This is a genomic window from Paenibacillus mucilaginosus 3016 (assembly GCF_000250655.1).
Classification (GTDB): Bacteria; Bacillota; Bacilli; order Paenibacillales; family NBRC-103111; genus Paenibacillus_G; species Paenibacillus_G mucilaginosus.
The window spans coordinates 7602513-7624937 of record NC_016935.1 but is presented as its reverse complement, the minus strand read 5'-3'; the positions used below and the strand labels follow the sequence as shown (position 1 = coordinate 7624937).

Annotated in this window: 18 protein-coding genes, 1 tRNA gene and 2 riboswitches; of the genes, 14 read left to right on the top strand and 5 right to left on the bottom strand. The window is 62.6% G+C overall.

All coding sequences use genetic code 11. The annotated features are described in order from the left end of the window. Positions 1–55: 55 nt before the first annotated feature. Positions 56–254: riboswitch (cobalamin riboswitch) on the bottom strand. 264 nt (positions 255–518) lie between these two features. Both PM3016_RS31595 and PM3016_RS31590 read left to right on the top strand, forming a co-directional pair. Further along, positions 519–2177, top strand: a complete 1659-nt coding sequence (locus tag PM3016_RS31595) for a copper resistance CopC/CopD family protein (protein WP_014372197.1) — start codon at positions 519–521, stop codon at positions 2175–2177. A 148-nt stretch (positions 2178–2325) separates the two neighbouring features. Then, positions 2326–4065 (top strand): putative bifunctional diguanylate cyclase/phosphodiesterase, encoded by a 1740-nt coding sequence (locus PM3016_RS31590; protein ID WP_013920510.1) that lies wholly within the window; start codon positions 2326–2328, stop codon positions 4063–4065. Positions 4066–4476: 411 nt separating this feature from the next. Here PM3016_RS31590 and PM3016_RS31585 read toward each other — a convergent pair whose 3' ends face one another. Continuing rightward, positions 4477–5409 carry an aldo/keto reductase gene (locus PM3016_RS31585; protein ID WP_014372196.1) on the bottom strand — a complete coding sequence of 311 codons (933 nt, stop codon included), beginning with the start codon at positions 5407–5409 and terminating at the stop codon, positions 4477–4479. A 335-nt stretch (positions 5410–5744) separates the two neighbouring features. Here PM3016_RS31585 and PM3016_RS31580 point away from each other — a divergent pair. Continuing rightward, a tRNA-Gly gene (locus PM3016_RS31580) sits at positions 5745–5815 on the top strand. A gap of 280 nt (positions 5816–6095) precedes the next feature. On the opposite strand, the gene PM3016_RS31575 is transcribed toward PM3016_RS31580, so the two are convergent. From PM3016_RS31575 to PM3016_RS31565, 4 genes are all read right to left on the bottom strand, one after another. After that, positions 6096–6788, bottom strand: coding sequence for a hypothetical protein (locus PM3016_RS31575; RefSeq protein WP_014372194.1), 693 nt, complete (start codon positions 6786–6788; stop codon positions 6096–6098). Positions 6789–6918: 130 nt separating this feature from the next. Beyond that, the gene (locus PM3016_RS40520; RefSeq protein ID WP_238540371.1) at positions 6919–7344 is read right to left on the bottom strand and encodes a DUF2935 domain-containing protein; all 426 of its coding nucleotides are present in this window, start codon (positions 7342–7344) and stop codon (positions 6919–6921) included. Continuing rightward, positions 7235–7627, bottom strand: coding sequence for an RNA-binding protein (locus PM3016_RS40515; RefSeq protein WP_238540370.1), 393 nt, complete (start codon positions 7625–7627; stop codon positions 7235–7237). The genes PM3016_RS40520 and PM3016_RS40515 overlap by 110 nt, the downstream gene beginning before the upstream one ends. A gap of 113 nt (positions 7628–7740) precedes the next feature. Beyond that, on the bottom strand, positions 7741–8106 hold the full coding sequence (locus tag PM3016_RS31565; RefSeq protein WP_014372193.1) for an MmcQ/YjbR family DNA-binding protein: 366 nt from the start codon (positions 8104–8106) through the stop codon (positions 7741–7743). Between the two features lie 355 nt (positions 8107–8461). Continuing rightward, positions 8462–8672: riboswitch (cobalamin riboswitch) on the top strand. Between the two features lie 285 nt (positions 8673–8957). On the opposite strand from PM3016_RS31565, the gene cobJ reads away from it, so the two are divergent. From cobJ to PM3016_RS31510, 11 genes are all read left to right on the top strand, one after another. Beyond that, positions 8958–11048: a precorrin-3B C(17)-methyltransferase gene (gene cobJ / locus PM3016_RS31560; RefSeq protein ID WP_014372191.1), complete on the top strand. Its 2091-nt coding sequence runs from the start codon at positions 8958–8960 to the stop codon at positions 11046–11048. 474 nt (positions 11049–11522) lie between these two features. Next, entirely contained in the window at positions 11523–12587 is a 1065-nt protein-coding gene (locus PM3016_RS31555; RefSeq protein WP_014372190.1) for a sirohydrochlorin chelatase, read from the top strand. Then, entirely contained in the window at positions 12584–13369 is a 786-nt protein-coding gene (cobK, locus tag PM3016_RS31550; RefSeq protein WP_014372189.1) for a precorrin-6A reductase, read from the top strand. Before PM3016_RS31555 ends, cobK begins: the two co-directional genes overlap by 4 nt. Further along, positions 13369–14019, top strand: coding sequence for a precorrin-8X methylmutase (locus tag PM3016_RS31545; RefSeq protein WP_013920495.1), 651 nt, complete (start codon positions 13369–13371; stop codon positions 14017–14019). The genes cobK and PM3016_RS31545 overlap by 1 nt, the downstream gene beginning before the upstream one ends. 6 nt (positions 14020–14025) lie before the next feature. Further along, a complete protein-coding gene (locus PM3016_RS31540; protein ID WP_014372188.1) occupies positions 14026–15168 on the top strand; it encodes a cobalt-precorrin-5B (C(1))-methyltransferase in 1143 nt (380 codons plus the stop codon). 48 nt (positions 15169–15216) lie between these two features. Then, positions 15217–16533, top strand: coding sequence for a precorrin-6y C5,15-methyltransferase (decarboxylating) subunit CbiE (cbiE, locus tag PM3016_RS31535; protein ID WP_014372187.1), 1317 nt, complete (start codon positions 15217–15219; stop codon positions 16531–16533). After that, on the top strand, positions 16526–17236 hold the full coding sequence (gene cobI / locus PM3016_RS31530) for a precorrin-2 C(20)-methyltransferase (RefSeq protein WP_013920492.1): 711 nt from the start codon (positions 16526–16528) through the stop codon (positions 17234–17236). The genes cbiE and cobI overlap by 8 nt, the downstream gene beginning before the upstream one ends. Continuing rightward, positions 17233–18036, top strand: coding sequence for a precorrin-4 C(11)-methyltransferase (gene cobM, locus PM3016_RS31525; RefSeq protein ID WP_014372186.1), 804 nt, complete (start codon positions 17233–17235; stop codon positions 18034–18036). Before cobI ends, cobM begins: the two co-directional genes overlap by 4 nt. Position 18037: 1 nt before the next feature. Beyond that, positions 18038–19327, top strand: a complete 1290-nt coding sequence (locus PM3016_RS31520) for a cobalt-precorrin 5A hydrolase (protein ID WP_014372185.1) — start codon at positions 18038–18040, stop codon at positions 19325–19327. Continuing rightward, positions 19324–20751, top strand: a complete 1428-nt coding sequence (locus PM3016_RS31515) for a cobyrinic acid a,c-diamide synthase CobB (RefSeq protein ID WP_014372184.1) — start codon at positions 19324–19326, stop codon at positions 20749–20751. The genes PM3016_RS31520 and PM3016_RS31515 overlap by 4 nt, the downstream gene beginning before the upstream one ends. A gap of 181 nt (positions 20752–20932) precedes the next feature. Next, positions 20933–22300, top strand: a complete 1368-nt coding sequence (locus PM3016_RS31510) for a PAS domain S-box protein (protein ID WP_238540369.1) — start codon at positions 20933–20935, stop codon at positions 22298–22300. Positions 22301–22425 lie beyond the last annotated feature (125 nt).

Sequence of the window (22425 nt, the reverse complement as noted above, 5' to 3'; positions counted from 1 at the left end):
GAAACGGAAGATTCGAGTCTCTCGAAGGCAGCACTCCCTATCTCTCGTAGGGAGAGTCGTGCTGAAGAATCCGGCAGGTCTTCTGGCTTCGAAGGCGTCCGGGGACGGACGGCGGCACTGCAGCGGAGCGGCGAACGGGCCGGGCTGCAGGCGCACTTCTTACAGTGGCGGGACCGCGCCGGAATCGCACCGGCTTCCCTATTCTCTTCCTACCATATCTCGTAGCAGGAAGCACCTGATTCTACCATATGTAGTTGTTTCGTAGAGACAATAGTATGAATTTACCCTACTGGGGCGGCTGTGTCAATCTCTTATTTCGACACGGTTTTCCAGCGGCGGCCTCCCCAAACGTTACGATTCCATGGCAGGTCTTGGTGGCCGGCGGAGGAGTATGCTACAGTAGAATGCGGGCGGAATGAGGCCCGGCGGGCTCCGGTTCATATTCTATTTCGGTATGGGAGCTCCCGGTCTCGGCAGAAGTCCGTCCACCTATTTGGGAATTGTGGGAGGAATCTTCATTGAGGCTTCATCATATAGTCGCAAAAATGTCGCGGTTCGCAGCGCTTCTGCTGCTCACGATGGTCATGCTGCTGACGGTGACCGCCGGCGCATCCCCAGCAGCGGCTCACGCTTCGCTTGTGGAGGCGGTTCCTGCCGCAGGCAGCGAGCTGAGGGCCGCACCGGAGCGCATTACGCTCACCTTCAACGAAAGGCTGGAGAACGGACTCTTCTATCTGCGGGTCTATGACAGCGCCAAAAGGCAGGTAACGGATGCCGCGGCGGTCATGAATCCGGCGCAAACGGCCGTCATCCTGGAGCTGCCTGCGCTCGGGCAGGGGAACTACCTCGTGACGTACCATGTCATCTCGGCGGACGGGCATCCGGTGGAGGGAACCTATCTCTTTGCGGTCGGTCAGAGCCTGAGTGAGGACGCCGGATCGCAGGAAATGCCCGCAGGCATGCACCACAGCCATGGGGACGAGCCCTTCGGCGGCACCTCGGCAGGGGATGTGCTGCAGTTCGCCTCGCGGATCCTCTATTACGCCGCGCTGCTCGTCTTCACAGGCTGGCTGCTGTGGTACCGCCGGTTCGGGGGCACGGCTCCGGACGAGACGCGCACACGGCTGCGCCGCCTGGCCGAGAAGTGGCAGCAACTCTATCTGATCGCCTACATCCTGTTCATGTGGGCGCATCTGCCGGACCTGCTCGGAGACAGCGGGGCTGCGGGGCTGGTGACTCTCTTCACGAAGACGGCCGCGGGCTATGCCTGGATCGGCGGTCTGCTGCTCGCGCTGCTGAGCTTCGTGATGCTGTACCGCAGCACCGCGCTCGATCTGGTCTGGGCCGCTCTGGCCTGGCTGGCCAAGGGAATGCTCGGCCACGCCGCCGCTTTCGAGCCGAAGACGCAGACGCTGCTGCTGGACTGGCTGCATCTCGCGGCGGCCGCCGTCTGGGCGGGCGGACTGGTCATGCTGCTCCTGCTATGGAAGACGGAGCGGGAGCAGGCGAAGCGGCTGCTGCCGGTCTTTTCGACCGCGGCGCTGCTCAGCCTCCTGGTGCTCACGGTTTCGGGCGTGCTCACCACGTTCATTTTTCTGCCGGATATCCGGTATATTCTCGAGACGTCCTGGGGCCGGCTGCTGCTCGTCAAAAGCGCTCTGGTGGCCGCGGTGATGGTGACCGGGGCGCTGATCCGCTTCTCCTACCGCAGACTGCGGGACCGCACGGCGGGCCGCCTGCTCGCGCTGGATGCCATCCTGATGACCGCAACGATCGGGGTTGTCGGGGTGTTCACGTATTTGACCCCGCTGCCGGCCAATGAACCGCTGCACTGGCACGTGATGGGGGAGAAGATCCACATGACGGCGCAGATTTCGCCTAAGGTGCCGGGGGTCAACGATTTTACCGTCAAGGTTTGGCTTCCAGAGAAGCTGGGGAAACCTAAGGATGTCATCTTGAAACTGCATTCTCTGGATGGGCCGGAGATCGCGCCGATCGTCGTGCCTGTCGAGCCGTTCGACGATGCGAGCTTCGAGGATTCCTACGATATGAAGCGCCACAGCTACCGGGTCCGCGGGGCCTACCTGCCGTATGCGGGACGCTGGAGAGTGGAAGTGCGCGTCATGGACTCCGAGGACACCGAGACCGTGTATAACTCCGAAATCCGTGTGTATTAATTTCTAAGAGGGGCGGGGCGGAGGCCTCTAATAAATCCGCTGCGTTCTGTCGAAATATAAGGTGAACTATTCTAGAATCTATTGTCCATTTCTCCACAGCGAAATAACAATGGAAGTACACCTTTCAAGAAGGAAGCAGAGGATTGACATGGTCTACAAGGACAGCCTGACCGGCGAAGGGCCGCCCAGGAAAGCCTGGCGGGACTGGATATTTCAACATGCTTCATTGATTCGATTATGGTTTACGCTGTCCGGGGCCGAACTGATTATTCTCGCTCTTGGGCAGCTGCTTGGAGAGAGTAACGATGTGCTGGATGTGACCAAGTCGGTCATTGTCATTCTGCTGACCGCCCCGGTCTTCTATTTTACGATTCGGTGGTACGAGGTTAAGGTCTGGAGCGTCTGCTTGGCCGTATTGTGTATCCTGTTCGGTGCCGAGATGCTCGAAATGCTCGTGAGGCTGAGCCTCGGAGGGAACATCTACTGGGCCGAATCGGGCATGGATCTGCTCTTGACCCTGCTTCTCGTCGGACCGCTCATGGTCTGGATCGCGTCGGATATCCGGCGGAGGGAATTCACCGAGCGGCAGCTGAGCTATCTTGCCTACTATGATCCTCTCACAGGGCTGCCGAACCGACAGATGTTCCAGCAGTCGCTGACGATGGCGATCCATTCGGCGAACCAGAGCCGCCGGAAGCTGGCCGTCATGTTCATCGATCTCGACCGCTTCAAGAACGTGAACGATACGTTCGGACATGCGTTCGGCGACCAGCTGCTGGTAGAGGCGGCGGACCGCCTGAAGTCGGGACTTGGGACGAGTGACGTCGTGTCGAGACAGGGGGGGGACGAGTTCACGGTGCTGGTCAAGGACGCGGAGCAGCCGGAAGACGCGGAGAAGGTGGCGAACCAGATCCTCCAGCTGCTCAGCCAGCCGTTCACGATCGAAGGCCATGAGCTGCGCGTCGGCTGCAGCATCGGCATCGCGATGTATCCGCAGGACGGGGAGGACTCCATCACCCTGATGAAAAATGCGGACACGGCGATGTACCGGGCGAAGGAATACGGGAAGAACGGCTGCCAGTTCTACCGAGCCGAGATGAACGATACCGTCATCCAGAAGCTGGTCATGGAAGAATGGCTCAACAAGGCGATCGAGCTCGAGGAGTTCGTTCTCTACTACCAGCCGCAGGTCGATATCTTCACGGGCAAAATGAACGGCATGGAGGCGCTCCTCCGCTGGAAGCATCCGCGTCTCGGGTTCATCTCGCCGGGGGAATTCATTCCGCTGGCGGAGGAGACGGGCCAGATTATTCCGATCGGGGAGTGGGTGCTGCGTGAGGCGTGCCGGCAGAACAAGGCCTGGCAGGAAGCGGGCTATGCGCCGCTGAAGATGGCGGTGAATATCTCGCCGATCCAGTTCCACCAGCACAACTTCGTTCAGATCGTACTGAACGCGCTGGAGGAGAGCGGTCTCGATGCGCAGTACCTGGAGCTCGAGATCACCGAAGGCATCGCGATGTATCACGTCGACCAGGTGATCGAGAAGCTGCGTACCCTGAGAGCGCACGGGCTGCATATCTCCATGGACGACTTCGGGACGGGCTTCTCCTCGCTGAGCTATCTCAAAAAGTTCCCGATCACGAAGCTTAAGATCGCGCAGCAATTTGTCCGGGATATCCCCGAGGATCCGGATGATGCGGCGATCGTGCAGGCGATCATGGCGATGGCGCTCAGCCTGAAGCTCAACGTGATCGCCGAAGGCGTGGAAACCGATGCGCAGCTCTCGTTCCTGCTCGACATCAAGTGCCGTGAGATCCAGGGCTACATCTTCAGCCGGCCGGTGCCCCCTTCGGACTTCGAGGCGCTGCTGAAGCAGAACGAGGATTAAGCGCTTTGGGCGGCGGAGCATCACGGATTCAGTGGGGAAGACAGGAGCTGTATGTACACCCGGCTCCGGCTGCCAGGCGGGCGTATAGGTGCTGCGGGGCGGATGGGCAGGAGTCAGGCGGCCTGGTGTTCGTTCTAACGAAGAATCGTATGGTTTCGGCTTCAACGCCAAAAGAAAAGTCCCTTATCCGTTTGTTGGATAAGGGACTTTCCTCGTTTACACTGCGGCCCCCTTTTTTACAACGGGTGGAGGCCTCATTCAGGAGAGTCCCAGGGACACTCCCTTCATTGTGATGCGATAGTCCGCAGGCACTCTATTGAAGACGAAGTCCGGGGCTTGAAGGGAGACTTATGAAGCTGGGCTCCCCGATGATCGCGGGAACGGAATACCGAAGACACCCGCGCCCTATGCTTAGGCTTCATCCTCACCGCTCCAGTGCTGCGGATGGCCTTCGCCCACGTAGGCGGCTGCCGCGGCGTTGGCGATGACCTGCTCGGGGCTCTTGCAGCCCGGGATGACGGCCGTGACGGCCGGGTGCTTCAGGCACCACGCGAGCGCCCAGGTCGGCATCTCCATGCCCGACGGCAGCTCCTCGGCCTTGATGCGACGAACCTCCTCGAGCTTCAGACGGGTCTGCTCGGGGTCATGGCGGCGGCGCACGTCATCCTCGGCGAACGTGTCGCCGGGAAGGTACTTGCCGCTGAGATAGCCGCTGGCCAGCGGTACGCGTGCCAGGACGCCCAGGTTCTGACGGATGCACGAAGGGAAGACGCGCTCCTCCGGTTTGCGGTCCAGCCGGTTGTAGACGACCTGGATGACCTGCGAACCCACTTTGTCCGAGGAGTCGGTCTGATGCAGGTTATCGTTGCTGGCGATCGAGGTGCCGAGATGGCGGATCTTGCCGGCCTTCACCTGCTTGTCGAGCAGGGTCCAGAGCTCGTCCTGGTCGAAGGCTTCGTCGGAGCCCGAGTGGAACTGGTAGAGATCGATATAATCCGTCCGCAGGGCTTTCAGGGAAGCATCCAGCTGATCGAGCACTTCCTGCGGGGACCAGTGCTGGCTCCGGTCCAGATGGGCGTGGAACTTATGCCCGAACTTCGTCGCGATCACCCAATCCTCCCGGCGCCTGCGGGACACATAATCGCCGATGAGCGATTCCGACGTGTGGTCGCCGTAGCATTCCGCGGTATCGATCAGGTTGATGCCCGATTCGGCCGCCTGGTCCAGAATCGCGTCCACCTCCCCTTGGGAGAACGGCTTGCCCCACTCGCCTCCGAACTGCCATGTGCCCACGCCAATAACGGATACTTTGAGATTCGTCGAGCCCAGCTTGCGGTATTTCATGATTCGTCCCCTCCTGCGGGTTATGGTTGGGTTGGTTCCTGCCTGGTCCTGCCCTGCGCCGGGAAGCCATACACCTGTACGTCTGATAGCTTGTCGCTATAGCTTGCCCGGCCGCGGGCCGCTTCTTCCAGTTTTTATGGAAGGTATTCGTCTTTTATTGTACAGGCCGGGGGAGCAGGGATGCAATTGGGAGGCGGGGGAGCTTGGGCATGGATAGTACGGTGGTGCGTGGTGGGGAGAGGATGAGCTGTTCATACATAACAAGGGAGGCCGATCGGACTATGGACAATAGGGGGGACAAGGGATAGAATGAAAAACAAGCAAATCCACCGCATGCGGGTGTAGTTCAATGGCAGAACTCCAGCTTCCCAAGCTGGTGGCGTGGGTTCGATTCCCATCACCCGCTTAACAAAGTCAGAATGCACACCAACCCGAGGGCCTAAAGGTCCGTGGGTTGGTGTGTTTTTTATTGAAGCGATCCTTCATAACTTTCTCTCCTCTGGGTACCGTATTCAGGTAGACCCAGGAAAGGAGGGAAACAGGATGTCGCGGAACACGACGAACAACAACGGCAAAGGCAGACAGCCGGGCAACAACCAGGACTCCGACGCAGCCGAGTCGACGAAGGAGAAGAAGTAAACAGCACGAATCATGGAAGCCCTGAAAGAAGCCCAGTCGGGATCTTTTTAGGGCTTCTTCTGCTGCGGCCGTCTGTGGGGCAGCTCATCGGATGAAACGACGCTCAGCTTGAGGAGATAAGCCCAAGGTGCCTTTTGGGCGGATTGGAGCGGGTCGAAGCTGATGTCTGTGTCGCCAACCAAGGCGAAGATATAAGCTCCCTCGGATTCCCGAGCGGTCAGCGGCTGATTAATGGGGCTCCAGATGTGAATGGTACTTTCGGCAGTGGGCGGCAAGGTCGTGCTGCTGGAAGAGGATCCGCTGCTGCTCGGAACGGCATAAGTGGCTTTTATTTTCCAGGCGGATTCCTTTTCCAACGAGAGCTGTTGGATCGTATAGAGGAATTCGCCGGTCTTTGGAGGCGTGTCCGGGGGGCTAAGTTGAAAGTTAAATACGGACTGCACCCCTTTATTCTCCCCATCTTCCCACAATTCCACTTCAGCAAGAAGCAGCTTACCGGAAGCGGTGCTGCGGATGCGCACCCCCGCGGCGTAGCCGTCGACGAGGGCCTTGAATTTGGCGTCGTTCCCCTGAAAGAGATCGAAAGGCTCGATCGAGAACACGCCGGGCGGGGGAGTGTCCTTCACGTTCGGAGCGGGACTGCCGGGAACCTGGCAGGAGGAGAGCAGAAGAAGAATCAGTCCCAGGGCTAAGCCCATGAGGGGCGGATAACGGTGCTTCGATAACCGGCTGGATAACATGGAGCGGCCTCCTTTTTTACCGTTTTCTTCTATAATAAATATAGACTGGAAGAGAGGCCGAAAGGTTACATAAAGCTACAGAAGGAGCCGGCTGTCGCCAGCATTAAACCTGTGGACAGCAAAAAGGACGCTACCCCAGCGTCCCCACGTAAAACTCGGTTTCCCTCCGGATATGCTCGACGAAGACCAGCGGAAGCTTGTCGAGTACGAGATTGCCGGCTTCGAGCCGCTCCAGTTCGCGGAGCGATACCAGGAAGGCCTCGGTCTCCCGCCGGACGATCTCGCGGAAGCGAGTAATGGCGGGAAAGTCGGTGAGCCCGGTCCGCAGGAACCCGGCCAGCTCTACGGCATACGCGTACGCATCTTCGAAGCGCTGGGTATGGCCGATGTAGGAGCGGACGAGTTCTTTTTCCACCTCGTCGAGGGCTCCCTGGATGACAAAGGCGTCACCGGCGAGAACGGGCAGCCAGAGCAGATGGCTTCGAAGCTGCGGGTCGGTGCTGCTTGCGCCTGAAGAGCTGCCGAGCACGCGCAGGGCTTCTTCGTTCTCGGACACGGTGTGGCTGATGTAAGTCGGGGTGAGCAGGGATGCCGAGCCCCTCGGTGAGCTGTCTTCTCAGCAGATGCAGCAGAAAAATCCGCAGGGACTCCGCACCGGGCAGCAGCCGCCGCGGATTGGCGGAGGGGTCTTCCTTCAGCCGCGTATCGAACCAGCGCAGGTAATACAGCGCCCTCTGGCGTTCGGCCTCTTCCTGGGACGAAAGCGTATCGTATACGAACAGCGCGTGGTCCCGCAGGTTCCGGGTCCAGAAGGCGGCTGTGTCGGCGTTCAGCATCATTCGTTCCTCCTTTCGGGCAGACAAACACGTCTTCCTTCATATTTATGTCGCCGCGGGAAGGATGATGTCGGCTGAGGCCGAAAGATGCGGTACGGAAGGGGAGTGAAGGTTCTTCAGCGGCTTTCCTGCTGCATGGGCGGCCGCTCTGCTTTGGGCAGGTTGCGGCACACGAGCCGGTAGGATTCGTCTAACATGTCCAGGATCTCGCCTTCGCTTAAGCTGCCGTCGAGCACGACGGTGTTCCAGTGCCGCTTGTTCATGTGGTAGCCGGGGAGGACGGTGTCCGGATGGCTCTCCCGCAGGAGCCAATTGGTTTCGGGATCTCCTTTGAGGTTGGCGCTGGGCCGGCCGCCGTGGGTGCTGAGGAGGGCAAACATCTTGGAGCCGACAAAGAGCACCGGCATCGCCGGATCGAACGGATAGCGGAGGGTGACGCCGGGCTTGGCCAATCCCTGCTCAATAAGATAAGCATGATTCATGAGGGCGGTCTCCTTTTCATATAATGGTTCGGCAGATGAAAAAAACGGTGGGTCCACACTGCGGAACGGTCATCTTGAGCATACCCCATACGGCTCTTGTTGAACAGGATTACGATAAGGGGCCGGAGCGTGGAATGGTCTGGAGTAGGGTGATGAGGCGAGGCTGCCCCTGCTGTATGACCGCTGTTCGGGAGGAAGGACCGAGGAGGTGCCGGCAGGCAAAAGGGCGTGGGCAGCCGGGAGGCGTTTAGCGTGAGCCGTGTGGCCGGGCTGCGCGGTAGACAGTTTCGGAACGGACGTGCTATCATGAAGAGTAATGCAGGATTTACCAAGCTGATGACCAACCCGACAATTTCATATATGGTAACGAACAGGTGACGACATCCCTGCCGGCAGGCAGAGGATTCGGATGAAAAGGGAAGCCGGTGAAATTCCGGCACGGTCCCGCCACTGTAAGCGAGGAGCTTCACCGATACGACAAGCCACTGTTGAGCATTCGATGGGAAGGCAGCGGAGTGAAGCGATGAGACGCAAGTCAGGAGACCTGCCTGTTCGGCTGCGGCTGTATTCTCCGGGGGATCCCGGCGGTGCGGTCCGCATCCATTCACCATGCGACCTACGCGGATAGGGAGGTGAACGAGAACGGCAGCAGGCTGTACCCCGCTGGCCGGCAGGATCGATCGGGCCCATGAGGCTGAGCGGTCCGCTGCCGGGACCCGGGTACGTAAGACCTTGAACCGCAATCGTCCAAGCATCTTCCATAAGGAGGATGCTTTTTTTGATGTTCCGGATAGATCCGCAGGGCTTGCAGGGAAGCGTGAAGGTTTGGGAGAGCGGAGAGGGGGAGCAGGATGAAAGGCAAATTATTGATTATCGGCTTCGGACCGGGGAGCTTCGAGCACATTACGCAGCGGGCGCGGGAAGCGATTCAGGAAAGCGATGTCGTCATCGGATACAACACGTACGTGGATTTGATCCGGGGACTGCTGAGCGACCAGCAGGTCGTGCGTACAGGAATGACGGAGGAGGTCTCCCGGGCACAGGAAGCGGTGCGCCAGGCGGAAGCGGGCCTTAAGGTGGCGGTCATCTCGAGCGGTGACGCGGGGGTGTACGGCATGGCCGGTCTTGTCTACGAGGTGCTGATGGAGCGCGGCTGGCGCAAAGAAACCGGCGTGGAGGTCGAGGTGATCCCCGGGATCTCGGCAATCAACTCGACCGCATCGCTGCTCGGTGCGCCGGTCATGCACGATGCGTGTACGATCTCGCTGAGCGATCACCTGACACCCTGGGAGCTGATCATCCGCCGGGTGGAGGCGGCTGCTGCTGCGGATTTTGTCATCGCGCTGTACAATCCGCGCAGCGGAAGGCGTACCCGGCAGATCGTCGAGACGCAGAAGATGCTGCTCAAGTACCGTTCGCCGGACACCCCGGTCGGTATTGTCAAAAGCGCCTACCGTGACCGCCAGGAGATCGAGGTCACCACGCTGGAGGCCATGCTCGAGCATGATATCGGCATGCTGACGACCGTGATCATCGGCAACTCGACGACCGTCGTGTATGACGGTCTGATGATTACGCCGCGCGGCTACCAGCGCAAGTATACGCTGGGTGCAGACGTGCAGCCGCTGCGGCCGCACGAGCGGCTGCGCCAGGAGGCGGAGCCATGGTCGCTGGAGGCGACGGCGGCCGGCGGCACAGCGGCGCAGCAGGCGTCGGAGCGGGCGTGGCCGGTAGGCGACGAAGACGACGGCTGGGAGGCCGAAGAGGCGGCCGGCGGCACGGCGGCGCAGCAGGCGTCGGAGCGGGCGTGGCCGGTAGGCGACGAAGATGACGGCTGGGAGGCCGAAGAGGCGGCCGGCGGTGCGGCGCAGCAGGCGTCGGAGCGGGCGTGGCCGGTAGGCGACGAGGACGACGGCTGGGAGGCCGATGAGGCGGCCGGCGGCACGGCGGCGCAGCAGGCGTCGGAGCGGGCGTGGCCGGTGGGCGACGAGGATGATGGCTGGGAGGCCGAAGAGGCGGCCGGCGGTGCGGCGCATGACGCGGCGGTGCTGCGGGCAGCGGTGCGCCCGGCGGGCGGAAGCGCAGCGCCGGTAGGCGACAGCCCGGCTGCAGCGGCGGCCGGCGTCCCGGCGTCGAGCGCCGCTGTCGCCGTAGCCGAGCGCGAAGCGGCACCGGCGGCGGCCGGCGCCGCGGGGCCGCTGGCCCTGGCGCTGGAGGCGCTCGGACGCGTAAGCGGTCAGGGCGCCGCACCGGCAGCAGCAGGCGCTGCGGCGGCTGCGAGGCTGTTCCGGCAGGAGGCGATCCTCGAGTTCGCCGTCTCGCCGGGGTTGGCCGAGAAGCGGATCACCAGCGCCCAGATGATGCTGCTGGCCGAGGTGGTCGGCGAGAAGGGCTCGATGGAGTACACGCCGCACCACCAGCTGCTCATTCGGCTGAAGACCGCGGACCCGGACAGCGTCACGAAGCGGCTGAGGGCTGCCGGACTGCTGCTCGCCCCGGTGGGCGACGTAGTACAGCTGAAGGCGTGCGACTTCTGCAATATGGACAAAGGCGACTCGGTGCCGTATCTGGAGCAGATCCACGGAAAGCTCGGCGGCATGAAGGTGCCGAAGGAGCTCAAGATCGGCTTCAACGGCTGCGGGATGGCCTGCTATGGTGCCGTGAAGGAAGACATCGGTATCGTTTACCGGCGGGAGAAGTTCGATCTGTTCCTCGGCGGCAAAACGGTCGGCCGCAATGCTCATCCCGGCGTGCCGGTGGCGGAAGGGATCGAGCCGGACCGGCTGATCGAGACCATTGAGCGCATCGTCCGCGGGTATGCGGACAAAGGACATCCGAACGAGCGGTTCCATAAGTATTTTGCCCGCGTCAAGGAAGTGGAGGGCTTCAAATACCGCGAACCGGCTGCGTTCGAGATCGAAAATGCCCTCTGCGGCGATTAAGCAGCAAGGGGATACATCCAGGCATAGGCGATAAAAGCGCAGTACTGCGGTATACTCTGCTTTTCTTGCTGACGTGATGCATGGGGCTCCGGTAGAGCCCTCGCACAATGATTTTATCCCTCGGGGGAAAGCCTTCCCTGTCCGCAGAGGCGATTATTCTGCGGCTCAGCGCAAATAACGGAACTGGGATGCCTTATTGAGCCGTTCCAGAGGGGGAAACCCGGAAATAGCGGAACTCAGGTTCCTTATTTCGGCTGCGGGGGCGGCTCAAGCCCTGTCCAAGGAGAAATAGCGAACTATACTTCCGCTATTTACGAAAAGAGCCCGCTCGAGAGGTGAATAGCGAACTACAGTTCCGCTATTTGTGAAAGAGGCGGCTACCGAGGCTAAGCACCATTTCAAAATAATGTAGCGGACAAGTGGAAAAAGATGGCGGGTCCGATCATATAACGAGGGTACAAGGAGGGTGACGTATTGAAGGCGATATTATTTGTAGGACATGGCAGCCGGGATGCGGAAGGGAATCAGGAAGTGAGAGAGATGGTGGACTCCCTGACGAGCCGGCTGACGGTGCCGATTGTGGAGACGTGCTTCCTGGAGTTCGAAGCGCCGTCGATCCGCACCGGCATTGCAACGTGCGTGAAGCGGGGGGCGACGCAGGTGGCGGTCGTGCCGATCACGCTGTTTGCGGCGGGGCATGCGAAGCTGCATATTCCGGCGGCGATTGATGCGGCGCGTCTGCAGTATCCGCAGGTGCAGTTCGATTACGGCCGGCCGATCGGGGTGCACGAGCTGGCGCTCGACATTCTCACCTCCCGCGTTCAGGATGCGGGTTTCGATCCTTCGCTGGCGTATGACGATACGGCGCTGCTGGTTATCGGACGGGGCAGCAGCGATGCGGATGCGAACAGCGATTTGTTCAAAGTCTCCCGCCTGCTGTGGGAGCGCCTGAAGTTCAAGTATGTGGAAACGGCTTTCATCGGAGTGACGGCTCCCCTGGCGGATGAGGGAATCGAACGCTGTATCCGCCTGGGGGCGAAGCGGGTGATCGTGCTGCCTTACTTCCTGTTCACCGGGGTGCTGATCAAGCGGATGGAGGCGATGATGGCCGAGTTCGCGCTGAAGTATCCGGACCACAGCTTCGTGCTGGCCGACTACTTCGGGTTCCATCCGATGCTGCGCGAGATTCTGCGTGACCGGGCCGAGGAAGCGCTGATGGGTGAGGCCAAGGCCAACTGTGACATGTGCCAATACCGCATCGAAGCGCTGAAGCATGCGGACCACCATCATCACGATCATGAGCATGGGCACGACCATCATCATCACGACCACAATCATGATCATCACCATCATGACCACGGGCATGTGCATGCGCATGATCACAGCCACGGGCATGATCATGATCACGATCATCATGACCACACGCACAACCATGACCACACGCACAACCATGACCACGCGCACGATCACAGCCACGACCACGCGCACAATACCAGCACCAAGCCGGCGCCGGAGGCGGGAAAAGGGGTGCCGGTATGATCCTCGTCCTCGCCGGTACGAGCGACGCCAGAGAGCTGGCGCTGCGCATCCAGGCGGCGGGCTATCCGCTGCTCTGCACCGTCGTGACCGAGAGCGCGGCCTCCTCGCTGGGGGAGGCCGGCCTGCCGGTGCAGACCGGGCGCCTGAACGCCGAACAGCTCCGCGGGCTGATCGCGGAGCGCGGCTTCCGCGCCGTCGTCGACGCTTCTCATCCGTTCGCGGAGGAAGCGTCGCGCAACGCGATGGCGGCGGCGGAAGCCGCCGGCGTGCCGTACGTGCGCTACGAGCGGGAGCGGGGCCAGTATGCGGCCCACCCGAAGCTCCACTTCGTCGACGACTACGAACAGGCGGCGGAGCTGGCCGCCGAGAAGCGGGGCACGATCCTGCTCACGACGGGCAGCAAGACGCTGCAGATTTTTACCGAGAAACTGCTGGGGCTGCCGGATACGACGCTGGTCGCCCGCATGCTGCCCCGCAAGGACAACATGGAGAAATGCGAGGCGCTCGGGCTGCCTCAGAAGCACATCATCGCGATGCAGGGTCCGTTCGGCAAGGAGCTGAACCAGGCGATGTACAAGCATTACGGCGTCACCACGATCATCACCAAGGAAAGCGGGCAGGTCGGCGCGGTGGAGGAGAAGCTGTCCGCCGCCCTCGAGCTCGACATCGATACGATTGTCATCGGGCGCCCGCAGCTGGAGTACGGGGTGACCCATTCGGATTTTGAAGGCGTGACGGCCGAGCTGGCCGGACTGCAACTACTACAGGAGGTGCGGGACTAATGGATTTTCGTACGGAGTTCAAGCCGCTGAGCGTTCAGCCGCAGGAGATTGAGGAGATTTCGTTCAAAATGATTACCGAGGAGCTCGGCCCCCACGATTACTCGGACGAGCAGTTCAAGGTCGTGCAGCGCGTTATTCACGCCTCCGCGGATTTTGAGCTCGGGCGCAGCCTGCGCTTCCATCCGGATGCGATCCAGGCCGGCATCCAGGCGATCCGCAGCGGCCGTCCGGTGATCGCCGACGTGCAGATGGTGCAGTCGGGCATTTCGAAGCCCCGCATTGAGAAATTCGGCGGCGACGTGCGCGTCTACATCTCGGACCCGGATGTCATGCAGGAGGCGAAGCGCCTGAACACGACGCGGGCGATTATCTCGATCCGCAAGGCGGCAAGGGAAGCGGACGGTGCGATTTACGCCATCGGCAACGCGCCGACGGCGCTGCTCGAGCTGATCCGCATGGTGAAGGACGGCGAAGCAAGGCCGGGCCTGATCGTCGGCGTGCCGGTCGGATTCGTGTCGGCGGAAGAGTCGAAGGACGAGCTCCTGAAGCTCGACATTCCGTTCATCACGAATATCGGGCGCAAGGGCGGCTCGCCGGTCGCGGTGGCGACGGTCAACGCGATCTCGCTGCTCGCGGAGCAGATGGGGTAAGAGGCCATGGCGGAAGCGCAGAAGGACGGCAAGGAAGACAAGCCGCTGCGCCACGGATACACCACCGGCGCCAACGCAACGGCGGCGGCCCAGGCGGCGCTCGAAGCGCTGATCGTGCAGGAGGGGCAGACGCACTCGACGATCCGGCTGCCCATCGGGCAGGAGGTCACCTTCGAGATCGTCGCCTGCTCTTTCTCGCCGGAGCGCGCCTGGGCCGAGGTCATCAAGGACGGCGGCGACGACCCGGATGCGACGCACGGCGCCCGCATCATCGTCGAGGTGAGCTGGCGCAGCGAGCCGGGCATTGAGCTCGACGGCGGCGTCGGCGTCGGCCGGGTGACGAAGCCGGGGCTGCCGGTCGAAGTGGGCGAGGCGGCGATCAATCCCGTTCCGCGCAAGATGATCCGCGAAGCCGTGACGAACGTGCTCAACCGCTACGAGCTCATGCACCGCGGGGTGCGGGTGGTCGTCTCCGTGCCGGACGGCGAGGAGATCGCCAAGAAGACGCTGAACGGCCGGCTCGGCATCGTCGGGGGCATCTCGATTCTCGGGACCCGGGGCATTGTAGTGCCTTTTTCCACAGCGGCTTACAAGGCGAGTGTGGCCCAGGCGATCCGGGTGGCCGTCAAGGGCGGCTGCACCCACGTCATCCTGTCCACGGGCGGACGGACCGAGAAGTTCGGCATGGACCTCTATCCGGAGCTGCCGGAAGAGGCGTTCGTGGAGATGGGCGATTTCGTGGGATTTGCGATCCAGCAGTGTGCGAGGCAGGGGATCCGCAAGGTGACCCTCGTCGGCATGATGGGCAAATTCTCCAAAGTGGCCCAGGGCGTCATGATGGTGCATTCCAAGAGCGCGCCGGTCGACTTCGGCTTCCTCGCCCGGATGGCCGAGGAGGCAGGAGCTTCCGAAGAAACGCTGGAGGAGATTCGGGGGGCGAACACGGCGGCGCAGGTCGGCGATCTCATGGACGGGATGGGCTGCAGCGCCTTTTTTGACATCATGAGTACTTATTGCTGCAGGGAAGGCTTGAAGGAAGCGGCGGGCAAGGAACCGCAGCGGGAGATGGACCTCGAGGTCGAGACGGTCATCATCTCCATGAAAGCGAAGCTGCTCGGGAGGCAGAGCCTGAAGTGGGGCGAAGCGTAAGCCCGGCAGCCGCGGAAGGTATGGGCAGAGAGGGTGTGCGAAGGAGCAATGACTGGGGAACCAAGCAGGGAAGCGAAACGAATTACCGTGATCGGCATCGGGGACGACGGGGCGGCAGGTCTGCCGGCTGCGTATATCGAGCGGATCCGGGGCAGCGAGGTGCTCATCGGCGGTGAGCGGCAGCTGACGTTCTTCGAAGAACATCCGGCGGAGAAGATCGTGCTCAAAAGCGGGCTCGGTGAGCTGGTGGAGAAGCTGCGCGCGGAGGAACGTCCCGCGGTGGTGCTCGCATCGGGCGACCCGCTGTTCTACGGCATCGGCGGCTACCTGGCGGGCAAGCTGCCCGGCCGGGTGGAGGTGCTGCCGCAAGTCTCGTCCGTGCAATTGGCGTTCGCGCGGATGGGCGAGAGCTGGCAGGACGCCCTGATCACAAGCGTGCACGGGCGCAGCATGAAGGGCCTGGCCCAGCGGATCGACGGCTGCGCCAAGGTGGCGCTGCTCACCGACGAGAAGAACACGCCGGGGGCAATTGCGCGGTACCTGCTGAATTTCGGCATGACGGAGTATCGCGTGTTCGTCGGCGAGAATCTGGGCGGGCCGCAGGAGCGTACGGGCTGGCATGAACTGGAGACGCTTGCGGAGACGCCGGATGATGCATTTTCGCCGCTCAATGTGGTGGTGCTGCGCAGGAGGGCAGACGCCGAAGCGCCGCCGGCCTGGCCGCTCGGCATCGACGATGGGGAATTCGCCCAGCGCAAGCCGGACAAGGGGCTCATCACGAAGAAGGAGGTCCGCATCCTCTCGATCGCGAACCTCGGCCTGAAGCGCGACAGCGTCGTGTGGGACATCGGGACCTGCACGGGCTCGGTGGCGATCGAGGCGGCACGGATCGCCCGGGACGGAGCGGTGTATGCGGTGGAGAAGAATGAGGGCGACCTCGAGAACTTCCGCCAGAACGCCCGCAAGTTCCGCACGGACATCACGGCCGTGCATGCGAAGGCGCCGGAGGGGCTGGACGGGTTCCCGGGCCCGGATGCGGTCTTCATCGGCGGCAGCGGGGGCGAACTGCGGGAACTGCTGGCTCTCTGCTGCGCGAGGCTGAAGCCCGGCGGGCGGATTGTGCTCAATGCGGCGACGATCGAGAATCTGGCGGCCGCCTCCAAGGCGTTCGGCGAGGAGGGCTTCGAGACGGACATTACGCTCGCCCAGCTCAGCCGGAGCAAGCCGATTCTTGACATGACGCGCTTCGAAGCGCTGAACCCGATCTGGATCATTACCGCGAAGCGGGGCAAGGGTGATGCTGGGCCGGACGGGGAACCCGCGGCATCGACGGGCAGGAAAGAGAGGAAGAAGAACGATGAGTAAGCTCGGCACGTTATATGGACTGGGAGTAGGGCCCGGGGACCCGGAGCTCATTACGGTGAAGGCGTTCCGCCTGCTGAAGGAGTCGCCGGTCATCGCTTATCCGCGCAAGAAATCCGGCGCGAAGAGCTATGCGCTGCAGATCACGGAGCTGTATGTCGATACGGATGAGAAAATCATGCTTCCGCTGATTTTCCCGATGACGCGGGATCGTGAAGCGCTCGAGCTGCAGTGGAACAAGACGGTCGATACGGTGTGGGGACACCTCAGCGAAGGGCGGAATGTCGCTTTTGTCACCGAGGGCGATCCGATGCTCTACAGCACGTACATCCACCTCATGCGCCTCATGCAGGAGAAGCATCCGGAGGTGCAGTGCGTCTCGGTGCCGGGCATTTCGTCCGTGCTCGGGGCGGCTTCCAGGCTGAACCTTCCGCTGGCGGACGGCGACGAGCAGTTCGCGGTCATTCCGGCTACGGAGAATTACGACGAGATGCGGCGGGTGCTCGAAACCCACGACTGCGTCGTGTTCATCAAGGTGGCGAAGGTCATCGACCTGATGCTGCAGGTGCTCGGCGACCTCGGACTGACGGACAAGGCGTCGGTCATCACGAAGGTGACGTCGTCCGAGGAACAGGTATGGCGCAATGTGCGGGAACTGGCCGGGCGCGAGCTCGAGTACTTAACTCTGATGGTGGTGAGAAAATGAGCGAACACAACAACAGCGAGAGCCTCAAGATCCAGATTATCGGCGCGGGTCCCGGAGACCCCGATCTCATTACGGTGAAGGGCCTGCGGCTGCTTCAGGAAGCGGACGTTGTGCTCTACACGGACTCCCTGGTCAGCGAGGAGCTCATTGCCCGGGCGAAGCCGGAGGCGGAAGTGCTGCAGAGTGCGGGCATGAGCCTCGAAGAGATGGTCGAAGTGATGGTGGACCGGGTGAAGGCGGGCAAAAAGGTCGTGCGCGTGCATACCGGGGACCCGTCCGTGTTCGGCGCCATTATGGAGCAGGCGGCCCTGCTCAAGCGGGAAGGCATCGGCATTGAGGTCATCCCGGGCGTCTCCTCGGTCTTCGCTGCGGCTGCGGCCGTCGGGGCCGAGCTGACGATTCCCGAGCTGACGCAGACGCTGATCCTCACCCGCGCGGAAGGCCGCACGCCGGTGCCGGAGCGCGAGCAGCTCAAGGAGCTGGCGTCGCATCACAGCACGCTGGCGCTCTTCCTCAGCGCGACGCTGACGAAGAAGGTCGTGCGCGAGCTCACTGAAGCGGGCTGGAGCCCGGAGACACCGGTGGCGGTCGTGCAGCGCGCGACGTGGCCCGACCAGCTCATCGTGCGGACGACGCTCGAGAAGCTGGATGAGGACATGCGCGTGAACGGCATCCGCTCCCATGCGATGATTCTGGCGGGCTGGGCGCTCGATCCGAACATTCATGAGAAGGATGAGTACCGTTCGAAGCTCTACGACAAAACCTTCACGCACGGCTACCGAAAAGGAGTGAAGGCGTAAGATGGCGGACGAAGCGAAGCGTTCGGAACCTCACGAGCCGTCTGTAACCTCCGGGCCGGCCGCCCCGGCCGCCAACGGTGAGGTGGAGATCATCGAGCTGCAGGAGGGCGTCCTTCCTGTAGTGAAGCCGACCCGCAGCTACGCGGTATTGGCGATCACGAAGCACGGGGTGGAGCTGGCCCGCCGGCTGCAGGACAGCTTCCCGGCGGCGGACGTATACTATATGTCCAAGTTCGCCCGGGGAGACGAAGCGGAGCGCGGCATCCGGCTGTTCTCCGGCAGCGTACGGATGCTGTATCCGGCGCTGTTCCCGGCCTACCACGGCATTATCTCGATCATCTCGCTCGGCGCGGTGGTGCGGATGATCGCCCCGCTGCTGCAGGATAAGAAAAAAGACCCGGGCATCGTCGTGATCGACGACAGGGGGGAGAACGTCATCTCCGTGCTGTCGGGCCACCTCGGCGGCGCGAACGAACTGACCCGCGAGGTGGCGGCGGCCCTTGAGGCCCGCGCGGTCATCACCACGGCGTCCGACGTGCAGAAGACGATCGCGGTCGACCTGTTCGGCCGCCGCTTCGGCTGGGCGTGGGAGTCCGCCGACAAGCTGACGCCGGTGAGCGCCTCTGTCGTGAACGAAGAGCGCGTCGCCGTCGTACAGGAGTCGGGCGAGCGGAACTGGTGGCATCTCGACACGCCGCTGCCGCCGAACATCCACATCTACGACACGATAGAAGCGGCGCTGCAGGAGCCGCCGCATGGGGCGCTCGTCGTTACCCACCGCGAGCTGGAGCCGCATGAGGAGGCCATCCTGGCGAACGGGGTGCTCTACCGTCCGAAGGTGATCGTGCTCGGCATCGGCTGCAACCGCGGGACGGCGGCCGAGGAGATCGAAGCGGTCATCGCGGAGACGCTCGGGGAGCTCCGCTTCTCGATCCGCAGCGTGAAGGCGGTGTGCACGATCGACCTCAAGAAGGACGAGGAAGGGTTGCTCGCCGTCTGCGGCAGGCACGGCTGGCCGCTCGAGTGCTATACGCCGGCGGAGCTCAACGAGATGGAGATCGAGGCCCCGTCCGAGACGGTGTTCAAGTTCACCGGCGCGTACGGCGTCAGCGAGCCTGCTGTGAAGCGGTATACAGGAGAGAACCATCTCGTCCTCACTAAGAAAAAGAGCGGCAACGTGACGATCTCCGTCGGGCTGCTCTCCTTCCCTGAAGCGGAAGCGGCGGGCACGGCGGAGGCGGCAGCCGGCCGGGAAGCATCCACGGCCGCCGCTTCGGGAGGACGGTCATGAGCGATCGGAAGGGGCGCCCGGGCCTCATCATCGCCGGCACGGGCAGCGGAGCAGGCAAGACGACCGTGACGATCGGCCTGATGGCGGCGCTGCAGCGCAGGGGTCTGCGCGTACAGGGCTTCAAGTGCGGGCCGGATTACATCGACCCGACGTACCACCGGGCCGTTACGGGCCGCGCCTCGCGTAACCTGGACTCCTGGATGCTCTCCTCCGAGGGCGTCCGGGAGATCTACCAAAGGGCCGGCGCGGATGCCGACATCTCGATCATCGAGGGCGTCATGGGCTTCTATGACGGCAAGGAAGCGACGTCGAACCGGGGCAGCACGGCCGAAATCTCGCTTGAGCTCGGCGTGCCGGTGCTGCTCGTCGTGAACTGCCAGAGCATGGCGCGCTCCTGCGCCGCCATCGTGAAGGGTTTCCAGCTGCTCGATCCGCGGGTGCGGATCGCCGCCGTCTTCGCGAACAAGGTCGGCAGCGAGGGGCATTACCGCATCGTGAAGGATGCGGTTGAAGCGGAGTGCGGCATCCCGGTCATCGGCTATATGACCCGGCAGGAAGAGCTCGCGCTGCCGGAGCGGCATCTCGGCCTCGTCCCGTCGATCGAGCGCGGCGATCTGAACGCGTTCTTCGACCTGCTCGCGGACCGCATGGAGGCGAATGTGGGGCTCGACCGGCTGCTTGAGCTGGCCGCCGGGAGCGATCCGCTGCCGGAGGAAGAGCCGCGCCTCTTTGCCCCGCCTGCGAAGACGTACCCCGTCAAGCTGGCCGTGGCGCATGACGCCGCGTTCCACTTCTACTACCCCGAGAACCTCGAGCTGCTCGAGCTGCACGGGGCGGAGCTGGCGTACTTTTCGCCCCTGGGGGGCGAGCCCCTGCCGGAAGGAGCCCAAGGGCTGTATCTCGGCGGCGGCTTCCCGGAGGAGTTCGCGGAGCGGCTCTCCCGGCAGACGGATACCGCGGAGTCGATCCGCCGGGCCGTGAGGCAGGGCCTGCCGACGCTGGCGGAGTGCGGCGGCTACATGTATCTCACCGAGAGCATAACCGGTACGGATGGGGAGACGCACCCCATGCTGGGCCTCGTGCCCGGGCGCGTCACCATGCAGCGCAAGCTGGCCGCCCTGGGTCTGCGCGAGGTGAAGGGGGCCGAAGGGAACTTCCTGTTCGAAGGCGGGCTGACCGCCAGAGGACACGAGTTCCACTACTCGGCCTATGAGCTTCCGGAGAGCGCAGCCCAGCTGCCGCCGGCCTACGAGACCTCGGGCCTGCGGGGGACGAAGCCGGAGGGCGGCCTGCTCTACAGCGTTGTAGCCGGCTACACCCATCTCCACTTCGGCTCGCAGCCGAAGCTGGTGGAGCGCTGGCTGCAGCGCTGCGCCGCTTTTGAGCCGGCGGTGCCGGCACAGGGAGAACCGTCTGCGGGATAGTCCGCAGGCGGTTTTTTCTGCAGGATGGGCCTGCTGCGGTAGAACGTTCAGACGTGGAGAGCATGAGGCGGCCCGCTGCACTTCCAATCCGGTTACGGGGCGTTCTGTAACCGCTCCGTCGTATTTTTAGGAGAATCCGCGCACCTGGCGGCTCTTGATCTGTGTTATGATGATTCTCGGAATGCAGATGGAGTCGGAGGAGGAGCGGACAACATTGGATGTGGAACGCAATGGAAAGCAGTATAACGAATCCGAAGCGGAGCATAATCTGCTGCAGGCTTTTATCCGAAGCATCCCGGACGCCGTATTGATCTGCGATGTTTCGGGTGTTCTTATAGAATGTAACGGCGCTTTCACCGAGATGTTCGGCTGGACGAGGGAGGAGATCATGGGGGTTCATGCGACCGATCTGATCTTCCTGCCGGAAGATGCGGACATCCGCGAAGAGCAGAAGAAGGTGTTCCGCGGTCTGCAGGAAGGGCGGACGTACCGGAATTACCGGACCCGCCGGATGAACAAGCAGGGCGGGATGGTGGAGCTCTCCATCACCTATGCGCCTGTGCGGGATGAAGCGGGCCGGATGATCGCCCTGTCGGGCATCTACCGGGATGTGACCGACCTGCAGCGGCTGGAGGCGGCTGTCACGGCGGCCGAAACGAATTACCGGCTCATCGCCGAAAATATGAAAGACATGATCGCCCTTCTGGATTTGACGGGCGTCGTGCGATACGCTTCACCGTCTTATTTGAACGTGCTGGGCTTCCGGCGGGAGGAGTTCGAAGGGACGAACTGCTTCCGTCTTGTGCATGCGGAGGATCTGTCCATCGTGCGGAGCAGGTTCGAACGGCTGCTGATGACAGGCGAGCAGCAGACCGTCGAATTCCGCTATCTCCGGGCGGACGGCACCTATCTGTGGGTGGAGACGCAGGCAAGCCTGCTCGAGGAAGGGGACGGCGGCCGCTGCGTGCTCGCCGTATCCCGGGATATCGGCGAGCGCAGGGAGCTCGAGGAGCAGCTCGCCAGTATGGCGCTGGAGGACACGCTGACGGGTACGGCGAACCGCAGGCTGTTCAAGGAGCTGCTGGATCAGGCCCTCCGCTTCTGCCGGCGGGACGGGCAGCAGCTGGCGATGATTCACGTCAACCTGGACGGCTTCCGCACCGTCAATGAGGCCTGCGGGCGCGAGAGGGGCGACCGCGTGCTGAAGGATACGGCGGACCGGCTGCAGGAGTGCGTCGGGGAGGCGGGCAAGGTATGCCGCGCCGGCGGGGATGAATTCCTCCTGCTGCTCTACCGCGTAGAGGATGCGGCGGATGCGGCCCGGACGGCGGACGAGTGCCTGAACTGCATCCATGAACCGCATGCGGCGGACGGCGGCGAATTCCGTCTGACCGGAAGCATGGGGATCGCGCTGTATCCGGACGATTCGGATGACGCCATCGAGCTCATGAACCAAGCCCACCTGGCGATGTTCAAGGCCAAGGAAGCCGGCGGACACCGCCGGGCGTTCTATACCGAGACGGTTGGGCCGGAAGCTGCGGCCGAATAATTCTTAAGGCCCCGGGCGCAAAACCAAGCAAGCCGGCCCTGCTCTTCCACATGGAAGAGCAGGGCCGGCTTTGCTGTATCCGGAAGGGGCGCACCGCAGGTCATGCCTGCTGCATGACGCGGATG

Coding starts and splice junctions, on each gene's coding strand:
- PM3016_RS31590 (WP_013920510.1), top strand. CDS start 2,326: ATGGTCTACAAGGACAGCCTGACCGGCGAAGGGCCGCCCAGGAAAGCC.
- PM3016_RS31585 (WP_014372196.1), bottom strand. CDS start 5,409: ATGAAATACCGCAAGCTGGGCTCGACGAATCTCAAAGTATCCGTTATT.
- PM3016_RS31575 (WP_014372194.1), bottom strand. CDS start 6,788: ATGTTATCCAGCCGGTTATCGAAGCACCGTTATCCGCCCCTCATGGGC.
- PM3016_RS40515 (WP_238540370.1), bottom strand. CDS start 7,627: ATGATGCTGAACGCCGACACAGCCGCCTTCTGGACCCGGAACCTGCGG.
- PM3016_RS31565 (WP_014372193.1), bottom strand. CDS start 8,106: ATGAATCATGCTTATCTTATTGAGCAGGGATTGGCCAAGCCCGGCGTC.
- cobJ (WP_014372191.1), top strand. CDS start 8,958: ATGAAAGGCAAATTATTGATTATCGGCTTCGGACCGGGGAGCTTCGAG.
- cobK (WP_014372189.1), top strand. CDS start 12,584: ATGATCCTCGTCCTCGCCGGTACGAGCGACGCCAGAGAGCTGGCGCTG.
- PM3016_RS31545 (WP_013920495.1), top strand. CDS start 13,369: ATGGATTTTCGTACGGAGTTCAAGCCGCTGAGCGTTCAGCCGCAGGAG.
- PM3016_RS31540 (WP_014372188.1), top strand. CDS start 14,026: ATGGCGGAAGCGCAGAAGGACGGCAAGGAAGACAAGCCGCTGCGCCAC.
- cbiE (WP_014372187.1), top strand. CDS start 15,217: ATGACTGGGGAACCAAGCAGGGAAGCGAAACGAATTACCGTGATCGGC.
- cobI (WP_013920492.1), top strand. CDS start 16,526: ATGAGTAAGCTCGGCACGTTATATGGACTGGGAGTAGGGCCCGGGGAC.
- cobM (WP_014372186.1), top strand. CDS start 17,233: ATGAGCGAACACAACAACAGCGAGAGCCTCAAGATCCAGATTATCGGC.
- PM3016_RS31520 (WP_014372185.1), top strand. CDS start 18,038: ATGGCGGACGAAGCGAAGCGTTCGGAACCTCACGAGCCGTCTGTAACC.
- PM3016_RS31515 (WP_014372184.1), top strand. CDS start 19,324: ATGAGCGATCGGAAGGGGCGCCCGGGCCTCATCATCGCCGGCACGGGC.
- PM3016_RS31510 (WP_238540369.1), top strand. CDS start 20,933: ATGCAGATGGAGTCGGAGGAGGAGCGGACAACATTGGATGTGGAACGC.